Source organism: Saccharothrix stipae (assembly GCF_054781895.1).
In genome coordinates, this window is sequence record NZ_BAAGTN010000022.1 from 1 (window position 1) to 13,282 (window position 13,282).

Genomic DNA, 13,282 nt, shown 5'->3' on the forward strand with positions numbered 1-13,282 from the left:
GCGAGGTCGCGGTTGAGCACGTGGATGCCCAGGAAGCTCAACATCAACGACTGCGGCCGGAGCGATGCCTCCTGGTCACCGCCCGGGGTCTGCGGGTCGTGCGGGATCACCGGGCGAGCCTAACCCGGCCCCTCCGGCTCGGCGCACTTGTGCGACGCCCGCGTTCCGATACGCTTAACGCGAAACTCGTTCACTTTCGGTGTGGGGGCGGACGTGGTGAAGCGCATGGTGTTCGTGGTCGTGCTCCTGTTGGCGTCGCTGACGACACCCGTCGCGGCCGCGCCGAACGCGTTGTGGTTCGACGACTCCACCGTCGTGGTGGCCGACGGGGCGTTGCGCGACCAGCACGGCCGGGAGGTGGTGTTGCGCGGGTTCAACGTGTCCGGCACCGCCAAGCTCGCCGAGCACCGCGGCCTGCCGTTCGCGAGCACGGCGGACGCGCGGTCCTCCGCGGTGGCGATGCGGCGGATGACCGGTGCGAACGCGGTGCGCTTCCTCGTCACGTGGGCCTGGGTCGAGCCGGAGCCGCGCCGGATCGACCACGCCTACCTCGACCGCGTCGCCGAGCAGGTGCGCGCCTTCACCGACCAGGGCGTCCGGGTCTACGTCGACTTCCACCAGGACCTCTACTCGCGCTACCTGTTCAACCGCGACAGCTGGTACACCGGCGACGGCGCGCCGGAGTGGGTGGTGCGCGCGGGCGGTTACCCGAAGGAGTCGTGCGGGATCTGCGTGCACTGGGGCCAGAACATGAAGAACAACAACGCGGTCACCGCCGCGGTGCACGACTTCTGGCACAACCGCGAGGTGACCACCTCGGCCGGGCCGATCCGCGTCCGCGACGAGTTCCTCCACCAGGCGGGCGAGGCGATGCGGCACCTGAGGTCCGCGCTGCCGGCCGACGCGTTCCGGTTGGTGCTCGGCGTCAACCCGCTCAACGAGCCCTACGCCGGGCGGTACGACCCGGGTCAGGACGGCGTCGCCTGGGAACGCGACCTGCTCATGCCGTTCTACCGTCAGTTCCGGCAGCGGATGGACGAGGCGGGCTGGGCCGACAAGCCCGCGTTCGTGGAGCCGCTGGTGTTCTGGAACCAGAACGTGGACTTCTTCGCCGAGCCGGGTGGGTTCCCGGCCGTGCCGACCCTCGGCGACCGCTTCGTGTTCAACTCGCACTTCTACGACGGCAAGGCCCAGTCGGGGCTGCTGAAGCCGGGCAAGGCGGGCGACGGCGAGTACAGCGCGGACTTCGCCAGGATCCGCGATCGGGCGGCCGCGCTGGGCACGGCGGCGATCGTGTCGGAGTTCGGGCACCCGGTCGCCGGGTTCACCTCGGACAAGAACCCCACCGTGCTCAAGGCGATGTACCAGGCGCTGGACTCCCGGCTGCCCGGTGCCCGGTGGTGGGCGGACGCGGCGGGGTCCGGCCCGGTGCTGTCGGGCAGCCAGTGGCACTGGGACGTGAACTACGGGCGGCACCACGAGTTGATGAACGGCAACCCGGACAAGGTCCGCACCGAGGGCGACGCGATGAACGACGAGCACTTCTCCGCCGTGCGCGTCGACGACGGCGGGAACCACGTGCTCACGGTGGAGGGCCGGGTGGTCGACCGGTTGTTCCCGCGTGCCGTGGCGGGCCGCGCGGCGGCGTTCACCTACGAGGAACGCGCCCGGGACGGCGGCACGGTGTTGTCGTGGAACCGGATCCCGGAGTCGATGCCCGCGGTGCGCGCGTTGGTCGGCACGGGGCAGTTCGGCGTGCTGGTGTGGCGTGGCAACGGTGTCGCGGCGCCGACGGAGCTGCACCTGCCGTCGTCGTTCCCGCCCGCGTCGACCACGGTGGTGAGCGACCTCGCGACCGTCACCGGGCCGCCCGCCTACACCGGCGCCGAGCCGGTGGCCGTCGCGCCGGAACCGGGCGCGTCGGGGGTGCACCGGCTGCTGCTGTCCACAAGGGACTCCGGGCCGCACTTCGCCCTGGTGGCCAACGGCGCGTCGACCGGGTCGGTGGCCGCGGCACGGGCCGAGCTGGCCGCATGGGTCGCGGCGACCTTCCGCTAGCTCACATCGGTCCCATCGGTCACATCGGGACGAGGAACACCCACGTCCGACCGGGCGCGAGGGGCAGGTCGGCGCCGTCGGCGGTGGCGAACCCGGTCGGCTCGTCGGGGGTCGGGCGCGACCAGCTGCCCTCGAACACGACGCCGTCCCGCAGCACGGCCGCCGGTCCGGAGCCGACCGTCCCGGCCACCGGCGACACGGCGCCCGACGCGTCCTCCACGAACCGGCCCGCCCGCATCGGCACCCGTTGCACGACCACGTTGGCCGCCTCCACCGCGCCGGAGTCGGTCGCCACCAGCGGGACGCCGTCGACCGAGATCGCCCAACCGCCCCCGATCGCCGACCACGCCAGGTCGAACGCCGCCGCGGGGTAGTCGACCGACCACGTCGAGGTGGGTCGACCACCGGCGGGCGCCGGCCCGACCGACGGCGCGCGGCCACCGGGTTCGGGGTCGGGCAGGCCCTCGGGGTGGACGTAGAGGTTGTGCGGCGCCTGCCGGTTCCCGTCACGGGTGTAGGCCGAGCCGGCCTCCTGCGGTGACGCCCTGGTCAGCCGGGCCTGGTCGAGCAGCGGGGCGAGTTCCGGCGCGGAGCCGGAGAACGCGAGCACGGGCGTGCCGTACTGCGCGAGCAGTTCCAGGTCCGTCTCGCGGGCGCTGCGCACGGGCCCGACGACCGCGGGCACCTCGCCGAGGTACACCGCCGCGAACCGGGTGACGCCGCCCTCGACGGGCTCGACGTAGACCACGTCGGCCGTGCCGATCCCGGTCTGCGGGCGGGCGGCCGGCGCGTTGTCGACCTTGACCACGAGCGCACCGGGCAGGACCGGCCCGGCCGAGCTCGTCGCGACGGCGCCGCCCGAGCCGTCGTCGCCGAGCCGCAGCACCACCGCGCCGATGATCCCGGCCAGGACCACCAGGATCGCGAGGACACCGAGGGCGACCTTCTGCCGCGAACCCATCGGACCCACCTCCTGCGGAAGCGCCCGACCACCCCCATCATCCGCCCGCGCACGCCCCCGGCACCAGGGCGTTCGCGGCTCGGCGGAAGGTCTTCACGCATCACGCGATGGCGGCAGGGTGTCGCCCCAGCGTCACGCGGCGGCCAACGGGCGGCGGGAGGTGCTCACTTGCGCAGTGCGTCGCGAACCAGGTCGCGGGCCCGGTCGAACAACGCCACCGGTGGGCCGAGCAGCATGGCCGCGGCGGGCGACTCGATGCCGGGGTGCGGACGGGTGGGAGCGATCATCTCGGCGGCGCGCACGGCCTTCGCCATCGCCCGCAGCCGGTCGTCGTCGTACTGCTCGCGCAGCCGGGGGAACTCGTCGCGCTCCTCGTGCTCGGCGTGGGCCAGCACGTCCTCGCGCAGCTGCGCCAACAGCGTGTCGAACCCCTCCGCCTCCACGCCGATCTTGTCCATCGTGACCAGCAGTTCCTTGGCCCGCCGCTCCTCGGCGACCCGGGCGTCGACGATCGCGTCACCGCCCTCGCCGCGCCGCGCGGCCGGGTGCACGATCTCCTCCTCGGCGGTCTCGTGCACCGCGAGCAGCCGGACCAACCGGTGGAACGCGTCGATGCGCTCGCTGCCCTTCGCGGTCTGCACCTCGTCGAACAGCGCGCGCAGCTCGCCGTGCTGCCGGACCAGCAGCCCGACCACGTCTTCTTGTTCGCTCATGGCGACGGATTACCCGCCGGTCGAACCGCGAAACGAGCCCTTGCAGTACCCGTTTTCGCGCGGACGTGGTGATGGAAACGAATTCCTCCGGCGCACCGCGACACCGTTGTCCGCCAATTCATCCGACCGGGATGCCGCCACGGCGGCGGGCGTCCGCCTTCAGGCGCAGGGGTTTCCCGGCTCGTTGCGCTGTCCGGCCGACGCCGCCGCGGGTGTGCCGGGGTTACGGTTCGGATCGATCCAGAACCATTCCCGCAGGACATCCTCGCAATGGAGCGATCATGCCCGAGTTACGCGCGTCGCTGGCCGTGGTGGCCCTCGCGACCAGCCTGTCCCTGGCGGCCGCGCCGTCGGCGATCGCCGACGTCACGCCGACCGCGGTCGTCGCCGAACTGCCCGGCCTGCCCGGTTACGCCAGTCACCACCCGACCGGTGTCAACGACCTGGGCCAGGTCGTCGGCAGCGCCCAGGGCGACGCTCGGGCGCACGCCGTCCTGTGGTCTCCGCGCGGCGGGGTGACCGACCTCGGTCCCGGGGTGGCCGGGGCGATCAACCAACACGGCCAGGTGCTCGGCCTGGACAGCGACGGCATCCAGGACACGCAGCGGCCGTGGACGTGGTTCGGCGGTGAGCGGCGCTCCATCCTGCCGCCCGGTGCGGCGTGGGCGCTGTCCCAGGCGATCAACGAGAGCGGCCGCGTGCCGATGTCCTACGCCACGTCCGCCCGGGGACCGCAGCGCGCCACCGTCTGGGACGGCACGCGGCACGTGGACCTGCCGTTGACCAACGAGTACGTGTCGGCGTACGCGATCAACGACGCCGGTGTCGTGGCCGGGAACTACTCGTCGGCCACCCTCCAGGAGTTCGCCGCGGTGCGCTGCACCGAGGGCGGCTGCACCAAGCTGGCGTCCGGTCCCGGCTACGGGCCGTACGACCCGGAGGCGATCAACGAGAACGGTGTCGTCGTCGGCAACCGGGGCATGGTGGCGCTGCGCTGGGAGGGCGACGAGCTGACCGTGCTGTCCGAGACCGGCCGGCTCGCCCACGGCGAGCAGTCGCTCAACGAGCGCGGTGACGCGGTCGGCTGGGTGGTGGACGCGAGCGGCACCAGCCGCGCGGTGCTGTGGCCCGCCGGCGGCAAGCAGGTCCACCTCGACGTGCCCGCGCCGTCGTCGGCGGTCGCGATCAACGAGCGGGGCGAGGTGGTCGGGCACACCTCGACGCCGGACTACTCGGTGACCCGCACGTTCGTCTGGCGCAACGGCCGGGTCACCTACCTGGACTCGCTGGGCGGCGACTACAGCATGCCCGTGGCGATGAACAACCACGGTGTCGTGGTCGGCCGGAGCAGCACCGCGGACGGCTCGGTGAAGGGCGTCCGCTGGACCCCGGTCGCGAACACCCCCGTTCGCTGACCGTCGCCGGGTCCCGGGCCACCCGGGACCCGGTCAGCCGGTCCGCGCGTTGCGGTAGAGGCGGACGGCGTTGCGCATCGCCATGGTCACCGTCATCGAGCCGACCCGGGGCACGAAGACCGAGGCGCGGTCCACCACGTCGTCGGCGAAGTTCTTCATCGTGGAGAAGTTCAGGCACACCGCGCCGGGTTTGATCTCGTCCGCCCGGACCAGCGGGAAGTCCCGTGACGGCACGCCGGTGACCACGACGTCCGCCTCGGCCAGGGCGGTCGCGCGGTCGACGTCGACGGCGTCCACGTGGTGGCCCTGGATCCCGGCCGCGTGCCGGAACGCCAGGGCTCCGGCGACGTCGAACGACGTCACCTCGGCGCCGTCGTTGGCGAGCATGGCGGCCAGCGGGCGCCCGACGATCTCGCTGCGGTTGAACACGCAGGCCTTCACCGACGCCAACGGGGTGTCGCCGTCGCCGCGGAACGCGCCCGCCTCGCCCAGCAGCTTCATCACCGCCAGCGGCGTGCACGGCAGCACGGCCCGGCGCGTGCCCGCGTCGTCGATGAAGCGCCGGTTCTCGTAGAGGCAGCGGCTCCAGAACGAGTGCAGGCCCTCGACGTCCTTGCGCGGGTCGACCAGCTCGCGCAGCCAGCGGTCGCGCTCGGGGTCGCGGACCGGGTAGTAGACGAACACGCCGTGCACCCCGTCGTCCGCACCCGCGTCGCGCACGGCGTTCTCGACGTCGTCGGCACGGGGTGTGCGCAGGTCGAAGTCGATGCCGACCTCGGCGCACGCCCGCCGGGTGTACTCGGCGTAGGTGCGCGCGGGCCGGTCCCCGTCGACGAGGAAGCCGACGACGGTGAGGCGTTGCGGTAGCGCCGCGAGGTCGGCGCGGATCTCGGCGCGGATGGACTCGGCCAGGTCGGCCGGGTCGATGGTGCGGGCGGTCATCGGTGCTCCTCGATGCGGGTGTGCGCGGCCGCGGCGGCGCGTCGAACGGCTAGCAGTCGGACGCCGAACGCGTGCGCCGCCGGGTCGTCGGCACCCATCAGCGCCACGTTGGCCTCGGCTCCGCGCAGGGTGGCCAGGACGGAGCCCAGCAGGAGGTCGGCGCCGGCCCGGACGTCGCTGACCACCGGGGCACTGACGACGGGCAGCACGGAGAACGCCCACTCCAGCGCCCGCACGGCGTCGCCGGCGGCGGTCAGGGGACCTTCCGTGGCCGCCGCCGAGGCCGCCGCCACCGCCGCCCGCCGCGCGGCGCGTTCCTCGTCGGTGGACCGCGGCAGCCGGCGCGCCCGGAGGTAGTCCTCGAACAGCTCGACGTCGCGGTCGGCGGCGGAACCGAGCCGGTCGACCAGCGCCCTGCCCGTCGCGAGCGCGTCCTCGACCGCAGGGGTCGGATCGCGTCGGGCGGTGATCTCCAAGGCCATGAGCACCAACGCGCCACCGAACGCCGCCGTGACCGCGGCGACCGATCCGCCACCGGGGGTGGGATCGGCACTCGCCGTCCGCGCGCGCAGGTCGGCCGAACTCAGGTCCCACAGGCCGGGTGTCACCCGAAGATCATCGCTCCCCCCGCCGCCGGCTGCCACCCCGCGTGCGCCACCCCGGCACCCGGGACAGCGGTGGTCGACGGGTCGCCGACCACCGCCGCCCGCGCGGATCAGCCGACCGAAGGGCCGGTCCAGCCCGTCGGAACGTGCCCGAGGCGCACCCGCTGCGGGTGGTCGCCGACCGGTACCGAGACCACCTTGCGGCCGGTGGCGAAGTCGATCGCGGTCACCTGGTCCGACCCGCTCTCCGAGATCACGCAACTGCGCCCGTCACCGCTCACGGTCGCCCAGTAGGGCTTGGCCGCCGGCACGAGCGCACCCTCACGCAGGCTCGCCCGGTCGACGACCACCGCGTAGTCGTCCATGGTCCCCGCGACGCACAGCTTGTCACCGGCCGGGCTCATCGACATGCCGTGGTGGCGCGAGTCGTTGACCCAGGTCGTGCGGTCCTCGCTCGTGGCCGGGTTCTTGGGCAGCTCCTTGACCCGCGTCACGCGGTCCGCGGCGACGTCGTACTCCACCAACCCGTTGAAGAACGACACCTGGAAGTACAGCTTCGACTCGTCGGGCGTGAACGCCACGGGCCGCACCGAGTCCGACAGGTCCGACCGGCCGAAGGCGTCCAACCGCGCCCGCATGTCGATCACCTCGACCTGCCGGAACGTCGCCGTGTCCACCACGGTGATGCGGCGGTCGCCCTTGGTGAAGTCGAACGCCGGGTCGTCCAGCGCGGTGTTGACCTCGCCGATCGAGGAGTTCCACAGGTACCGGCCGCCGTCGGTGAACACGTTCTCGTGCGGCTTGTCGCCGGTGGCGAACGAGCCGACCTGACGACCGCTCTCGATGTCCAGCACGTGCACCGTGTTGGACGTGGAAGCCGACACCGCCACCCGGCGCCCGTCGGGCGACACGGCCATGTGGTCGGAGCGGAAACCCGACACCGGGAAGCGCCAGTTCACCCGACCGGTGGCCAGATCGATGGACACCACGTCGGCGAAGCTGGGCCGTGAGGCGACCACGGCACGGCCGTCCGGCGTGGTGTACATGTCGTCGACGAACTGGTCGTGACCCTCACCGGGGCCCGACCGGATGCCGAGGAAGAACGCGAGCTTGATCGGGTTCAGGTAGATCTCCCACAGCCGCTCCGAGCGGTCCGGGATGATGTTCACCCGGCCGATCCGCGCGAAATCGCCACTGGACGCGATCACGTCGGCCGTGCCGTCCCAGTTGTTGCCGACGAACATGACCTCGCGCAGCGCCGCACCCGCAGGCGGCGCGGCGGCAGGCGCACCGGCCGCGGCCGGTGCGACGGTGGCGACCAGGGCGCAGGTGGCCAGGACGCCGAGCAGCCGCGTGCGGCCGCCGCGCTTCCGCCCCTTCGAAACGGATTTCTTGTCCACGACAGCTCCAAACCGGATGCGGAATCGTCACATCCGTGCAGGGTTCGATTCGGCCACGCCACTACGGCGAACTCGCGGGCCACCGAGTCCGACCGGGCTGTTACCGTTCAGTAGGCAATAGATACCGGCTCGCGGTCCGCACGCGGTAGGGGCCGATGCCCAACGAGCCCGGTGCTCGTTATGCCACTGCCACAACGTCGCGGCGGGAGGAGGGCCGGTGTCGGCGGCACACGACCGGGGTCGCCTGCTCGGGCAGGTGCTCAGGGCCATGGCGACCGATCGCGACGTGGTCGACGCACTGGTCCGCGCCGCCCGCGGCCACTCACCCGAGGTGGCCCGGCTGCCGGAAGCGGAGAACCGCCGCCACGTCGAGGTCCTGCTGGCCACCGGGCTCGACTTCTTCGAGCGGTCCACCGAGCCCGCGGCCCAGGACTTCCGGGCCGCCGAGGCGCTGGGCGCGGACCGCGCGGCCCAGGGCATCTCCATCGACGGCCTGCTGCGCGGCGTCCAGGCGGGCCGCACCCTGGCGATGCGGATCGCCATCGCGCGCAGCCGGGACGCGGGCGTGCCCGACGAGGCGCTCCTGGAGGGGATGGTCGACCTCGACCGCTACACCGGCGCCCTCGAACGGCACGTCATCAACGGCTACCACACCGCCGAACTCGAACTGTCCCGCACCAACCGGGACGCCGACACCCACCTCCTGCGGCGGTTGCTCCTGCACGGCGACGGCCCGCCACCCCAACCCGAGGAGTTGCGGCGCGCGGGCCTGTCCTCCGACCAGCCCTACCACTGCCTGGTCTCCGACGTGGCGCAACCCGACCGGGCGCGTGCGCTGGAACAACGCCTGCGCGAGCACGGCGGCGTCTACGGGCTGGTCGAGGGACGCCTGACCGGGCTGTCCGCGCGCCCACCGACCCCCGCCGACCTCGCACCGGACGTGCTGCTCGTGGCCGCCCCCGCCACCGGGCTCGCGCTCATGCGCGACGTCCACCCGTTGTGCGTGGCGGCACTGCGGATCGCCGGCCGGGCCGGGACGCGCGGCCTGCGCGGCCTCACCGACCTGTCCGGCGAGGTCGCGCTGGCCGCCCAACCGGTGCTCGCCGACCTGCTGCGCGGCACGCTCGCCGGGCTCGACCACGACGACGACTTCCACCGCGAACTTGTCGGCACCGCCCTGGTCTACCTGGACCACGGCCAACGCCTCGGCCACGCCGCCGCCGCGCTGCACGTGCACCCCAACACGGTCCGGTACCGGCTCGACCGGCTGGCCGAGGTCACCGGCACGCCGTGGGACGACAGCGCCGACGACCCCACCGTCCTGGGCACCCTGCGCCACTGGTGGGCGTTGCGGACCTGGCTCGACCACCGGCCGCCCCGCCGATAGCCGACTTCGATCAACACTGAAGTTATAGAAATGGTCGACCCGGGAACCGCACGGGGATCCCGACCGACCACTGGGGCGAACCGGTAACCGGCCGGAGTACGAGGGGATCCACCTATGACCCTGACGCGCACCACCGCCCTGCCGCCGGCCACCCACCCGCGTCCGACCGGGCGGTGAGGGCGGTGCTCGACCAGGTCGGCTTACCCGTGCACGACCACATCACCGACGCGCTCAAGACGCCCTCGCTCGTCCGGCTCTCGCCCAACACCGTGCTGATCCGGTTCGAGACGCTCAAGGTGTACGCCGCGCTGGGCGCGGTCGGGCACCTCCTCGACACCGGGACCGTCCACAGGGGACAGACCCTGGTGGACAGCTCCAGCGGCATCTACGCGCTGGCGCTGGCGATGGCCTGCCACCGGCACGGGCTGCGCTGCCACATCGTCGCCTCCACCACCGTGGACGACACGATCCGCGCCCAGCTGGAGGTGCTGGGCGTCACGGTGGACCAGATGCCACCGTCGGACGACCTGCGGCTGGACCAGAACCGCCGGGTCGCCCGGGTGCGCGAGCTGCTGGCCCGCGACCCGGACCTGCACTGGATGCGCCAGTACCACGACCCCGTGCACCACCTCGGGTACGCGGAGTTGGCCGACCTGCTGCGCCGCGCGCTGCCGGGTGAGCCGCTGGCCGTGGTCGGCAGCGTCGGCACCGGCGCGTCCACCGGCGGCCTCACCCGGTCGTTGCGCGAGCACGACCCGCTGGTGCGGTTGGTGGGCGTGCAACCGTTCGGCAGCGTCACGTTCGGCAGCGAGCGGTTCACCGACCCCGACGCCATCATCGCGGGCATCGGCAGCGCCATCCCGTTCGCCAACGTGCACCACGAGCTGTACGACCGCGTGCACTGGCTGGACTTCCAGCACGCCATGGCCGCCACCGTCGGCCTGCTGCGCGACCACGCGGTGTTCGCGGGCCTGTCCACCGGCGCGGCGCACCTCGCCGCGCGTTGGGAAGCCGAACGCGACCCCGACCGCACGCACGTCGTGATCGGCGCGGACACCGGCCACCGCTACGCGGCGCGGGTGTTCACCCGCCACCGCGAGGCCCTCGACCCGGCGTTGCTCAAGCCGGTGGAGATCGCCTCGCTGGACGACCTCACGCCACCGTGGGCCGCGATGGACTGGGCCCGGCAAACGCTCGTCCCCCTGCAGGAACGCCGGAAGGACCCCGTGCCGTGACCATCGTGCTGCTGGAAGCGCTCACCTTCGGCCTCGGCCGGCTCGCCGACGCCGCCGAGGACGCGGGCCACGACCTGTGCCTGCTCACCGGCGACCGGTCCATCTACGCCCACGAGCTGGCCGGCCTCGGCCCGGACCGCGTGCGCGTCGTCGACATCGACACGACCGATGTCACGGCGTGCGAAGCGGCCGTGCGCGGGATGCCGGACCTGGCCGGGCTGATCAGCTCCACCGACACGTGGGCGGTCCCGGGCGCGGAGCTGGCGCGGCGCCTCGGCCTGCCGGGACCGGCGGTGGAGGCGGTGCTCGTGCTGCGGGACAAGGGCGCGGTCCGGGCGTTGCTGCACGAGCACGGGCTGAGCCGGAGCGGACCCGTCGACCCCGGCTCGGCGGACGGGTTCCCGTTGGTGGTCAAGGACGCCGCGGGCACGTCCTCGCGCGGCGTGTGGCTGGTCCGCACCCGGGCCGAGCTGGACGCCGCGCTGCGGGAGGCCGAACGCACGCCGCTCAAGGGTCGGCTGATCGCCGAGCCGTACTTCGCCGGTCCGCTCTACAGCGCCGAGACCGTCACGTGGGCCGGCCGCACCCGGCTGCTGGGCGTGCTGAGCCGCCAGCTCTCCCCCGAGCCCGTGCGGCGGGAGGAGGCCGCCGCGTTCCCGGTCGCGTTCCCCGCCGCCGACCTCGCCGAGCTGGGCCGGTGGATCGAGCGGGTGCTGACCGCCGCCGGGCACGAACGCGGGTTCGCGCACACCGAGTTCGTGCTGACCGCCGACGGCCCCGAGGTGGTCGAGGTCAACGCGCGAATCGGCGGCGCGCTCGTGGGCGAGGCGCTGTGCCGGTCGCTGGACACCAACGTCTACGACGCGATGGTGTCGATCGCCTTGGACGAGGAACCGGCGTTGCTCACCGAACCGCTCAAGCCCGGCACCGGGGTGGCGTTCGTGCTCGCCTACCCCGGTCGGGCCGGTGTGCTGACCGGGTGGTCGGGGCTCGACCGGGTGACGGGCCTGCCCGGCTCGCCGGAGTGGTACCCGACCGCGAGCCCCGGTGACGTGGTCGAGCACCTCACCGACCAGCGGTCGTGCACCGGGATCGTGCTCGCCGAGGGCCCGACCGCCGAACTGGCCCTCCACCGGGCGCTGGCCGCCGCGGGCGCGATCACGCCGGTCGTGTCGTGATCCGGCGGGCGTCAGGCCGCACGGCGGTGCGCCGTCGGCCTCAGGCCGCCCCGACGGCGCTTGTCCGCCCGCGGTGGACGCTCGTCGTCGGACTCGCCCGTGCCGTCGTGCTCGTCGTGGTCGTGCTGGGCCGGCGTGCCCGGCGTCGGCTGGTCCCGGTGCGCGCGGTGGACCAGGTACAGCAGCACCAGGCCGGCCGCCAAGGGCAGGTGGGACAGCACGCGCGCCGTCGTCGCCGTGCCGGTCAGCAGGTCGTGCACGGAGAACGCGGCCAGCACCGCGACGAACCCGCCGAGCGTGGGCAGCAGTCCGGCGGCGCGGTGGGCGTGCACGGCCGCCACGAGCAGGCCGATGCCCAACGCCAGGTTCCACGCCGCGCCCTCGTTGAACAGGTGCCCGGCGATGCCCTCGCCGTGCGCCGGCGACGTGGCGCCGGCCAGGAGTTGCGCCAGCGCCAGCCACAGCTGGGTGATCGCGACCGCCGCCAGCGCCAGGCGCGGCACCAGGGCGACGTGGCGCGGCGGCACGTCCGCCAGCACCGCGGCGACGAGGTCCGGCGCCGGCTCGGCCGGGCGCACCCGGATCGTCCTGGTCAGCGCCTGCGCCCGGACGAGCCACGCCGAGCAGTCCGCGCACTGCTCGACGTGCGCGTCCACCTCGGCGGCGGGTACGGGCTCGGCTTCGCCGTCGAGGCGCGCGGACAGCGCTTCGCGGCAGGTTCGGCAGTCCACGTCCCAGTAGTCGCTCCATTCGGCGCACCGGTTCCCGGCACCTTGTGGTTACGATCCGGAATCGTGAGCTTCCCCAACGTGACCGACCCCGATGACGAGGTGACGCGCTGGGCGTTGCGGGCCCGGTCCGGCGACCGGGACGCGCTGGAGCGGTTCGTGCGGGCCACGCAACGGGACGTGTGGCGGTTCATCGCCCACCTCGCCGACGTCGGCGTGGCCGACGACCTCGCCCAGGAGACCTACGCGCGTGCCCTGGTGAGCCTGCGCCGGTTCGCCGGGCGTTCGTCGGCCCGCACCTGGCTGCTGTCGATCGCCCGCCGGGTGGTGGTCGACCAGGTCCGCATGGCGCGGTCACGGCCGCGGCTCTCGTCCGGCGCGGACTGGGAGCGCGAGGCGGACCGGCGTCCGGTCGAGTCCGGCTTCGAGGGCACCGTCGAGCTGACCATGCTGCTGGACGCGCTGGACCCGGACCGCCGGGAGGCCTTGGTGCTCACCCAGGTACTGGGTCTGTCCTACGCGGAGGCCGCCGAGGTCGCGGGCTGTCCGATCGGCACGATCCGGTCGCGGGTCGCGCGGGCGCGTGAAGACCTCGTGCGGGCGACCGGCCGGTCGGGCGCCACCGAGGTCGGCTGAGCGTCCGTGCACCCCGGACCGGGC

The 13,282-nt window shown here is 73.4% G+C and carries 12 protein-coding genes; 6 read left to right on the forward strand and 6 right to left on the reverse strand.

Annotation, left to right across the window (positions count from 1 at the left end; all coding sequences use genetic code 11):
• The first annotated feature begins 201 nt into the window (after positions 1-201).
• On the forward strand, positions 202-2,058 hold the full coding sequence (locus tag ACYVLT_RS35005) for a cellulase family glycosylhydrolase (RefSeq protein WP_461124450.1): 1,857 nt from the start codon (positions 202-204) through the stop codon (positions 2,056-2,058).
• Between the two features lie 19 nt (positions 2,059-2,077).
• Here the strand turns inward: ACYVLT_RS35005 and ACYVLT_RS35010 are convergent, their stop codons facing one another.
• Both ACYVLT_RS35010 and ACYVLT_RS35015 read right to left on the reverse strand, forming a co-directional pair.
• Positions 2,078-3,019, reverse strand: a complete 942-nt coding sequence (locus ACYVLT_RS35010; protein ID WP_461124451.1) for a DUF3048 domain-containing protein — start codon at positions 3,017-3,019, stop codon at positions 2,078-2,080.
• 164 nt (positions 3,020-3,183) lie between these two features.
• Positions 3,184-3,732 (reverse strand): hemerythrin domain-containing protein, encoded by a 549-nt coding sequence (locus ACYVLT_RS35015; protein ID WP_461124452.1) that lies wholly within the window; start codon positions 3,730-3,732, stop codon positions 3,184-3,186.
• Positions 3,733-4,013: 281 nt separating this feature from the next.
• On the opposite strand from ACYVLT_RS35015, the gene ACYVLT_RS35020 reads away from it, so the two are divergent.
• The gene (locus ACYVLT_RS35020) at positions 4,014-5,147 is read left to right on the forward strand and encodes a hypothetical protein (RefSeq protein WP_461124453.1); all 1,134 of its coding nucleotides are present in this window, start codon (positions 4,014-4,016) and stop codon (positions 5,145-5,147) included.
• Positions 5,148-5,180: 33 nt separating this feature from the next.
• Here ACYVLT_RS35020 and ACYVLT_RS35025 read toward each other — a convergent pair whose 3' ends face one another.
• The 3 genes from ACYVLT_RS35025 to ACYVLT_RS35035 all read right to left on the reverse strand — a co-directional run bounded on the left by ACYVLT_RS35025 (position 5,181) and on the right by ACYVLT_RS35035 (position 8,031).
• Complete coding sequence (locus tag ACYVLT_RS35025; RefSeq protein WP_461124454.1) at positions 5,181-6,089, reverse strand: bifunctional methylenetetrahydrofolate dehydrogenase/methenyltetrahydrofolate cyclohydrolase; 909 nt, start codon at positions 6,087-6,089, stop codon at positions 5,181-5,183.
• Positions 6,086-6,697 carry a cyclodeaminase/cyclohydrolase family protein gene (locus ACYVLT_RS35030; protein ID WP_461124455.1) on the reverse strand — a complete coding sequence of 204 codons (612 nt, stop codon included), beginning with the start codon at positions 6,695-6,697 and terminating at the stop codon, positions 6,086-6,088. Before ACYVLT_RS35030 ends, ACYVLT_RS35025 begins: the two co-directional genes overlap by 4 nt.
• A 107-nt stretch (positions 6,698-6,804) precedes the next feature.
• Positions 6,805-8,031: a YncE family protein gene (locus tag ACYVLT_RS35035; RefSeq protein ID WP_461124636.1), complete on the reverse strand. Its 1,227-nt coding sequence runs from the start codon at positions 8,029-8,031 to the stop codon at positions 6,805-6,807.
• A 280-nt stretch (positions 8,032-8,311) separates the two neighbouring features.
• Between ACYVLT_RS35035 and ACYVLT_RS35040 the strand changes: the two genes are divergently transcribed.
• From ACYVLT_RS35040 to ACYVLT_RS35050, 3 genes are all read left to right on the forward strand, one after another.
• Entirely contained in the window at positions 8,312-9,481 is a 1,170-nt protein-coding gene (locus tag ACYVLT_RS35040) for a PucR family transcriptional regulator (protein ID WP_461124456.1), read from the forward strand.
• 182 nt (positions 9,482-9,663) lie between these two features.
• Positions 9,664-10,716 carry a cysteine synthase family protein gene (locus ACYVLT_RS35045; protein WP_461124457.1) on the forward strand — a complete coding sequence of 351 codons (1,053 nt, stop codon included), beginning with the start codon at positions 9,664-9,666 and terminating at the stop codon, positions 10,714-10,716.
• Positions 10,713-11,894 (forward strand): ATP-grasp domain-containing protein, encoded by a 1,182-nt coding sequence (locus ACYVLT_RS35050; protein WP_461124458.1) that lies wholly within the window; start codon positions 10,713-10,715, stop codon positions 11,892-11,894. The genes ACYVLT_RS35045 and ACYVLT_RS35050 overlap by 4 nt, the downstream gene beginning before the upstream one ends.
• Positions 11,895-11,905: 11 nt before the next feature.
• Here ACYVLT_RS35050 and ACYVLT_RS35055 read toward each other — a convergent pair whose 3' ends face one another.
• The gene (locus ACYVLT_RS35055; RefSeq protein WP_461124459.1) at positions 11,906-12,625 is read right to left on the reverse strand and encodes a zf-HC2 domain-containing protein; all 720 of its coding nucleotides are present in this window, start codon (positions 12,623-12,625) and stop codon (positions 11,906-11,908) included.
• A 63-nt stretch (positions 12,626-12,688) separates the two neighbouring features.
• On the opposite strand from ACYVLT_RS35055, the gene ACYVLT_RS35060 reads away from it, so the two are divergent.
• Positions 12,689-13,258 (forward strand): sigma-70 family RNA polymerase sigma factor, encoded by a 570-nt coding sequence (locus ACYVLT_RS35060; RefSeq protein WP_461124460.1) that lies wholly within the window; start codon positions 12,689-12,691, stop codon positions 13,256-13,258.
• The last annotated feature ends 24 nt before the right edge of the window (positions 13,259-13,282 follow it).

Coding starts and splice junctions, on each gene's coding strand:
- ACYVLT_RS35025 (WP_461124454.1), bottom strand. CDS start 6,089: ATGACCGCCCGCACCATCGACCCGGCCGACCTGGCCGAGTCCATCCGC.
- ACYVLT_RS35010 (WP_461124451.1), bottom strand. CDS start 3,019: ATGGGTTCGCGGCAGAAGGTCGCCCTCGGTGTCCTCGCGATCCTGGTG.
- ACYVLT_RS35020 (WP_461124453.1), top strand. CDS start 4,014: ATGCCCGAGTTACGCGCGTCGCTGGCCGTGGTGGCCCTCGCGACCAGC.
- ACYVLT_RS35015 (WP_461124452.1), bottom strand. CDS start 3,732: ATGAGCGAACAAGAAGACGTGGTCGGGCTGCTGGTCCGGCAGCACGGC.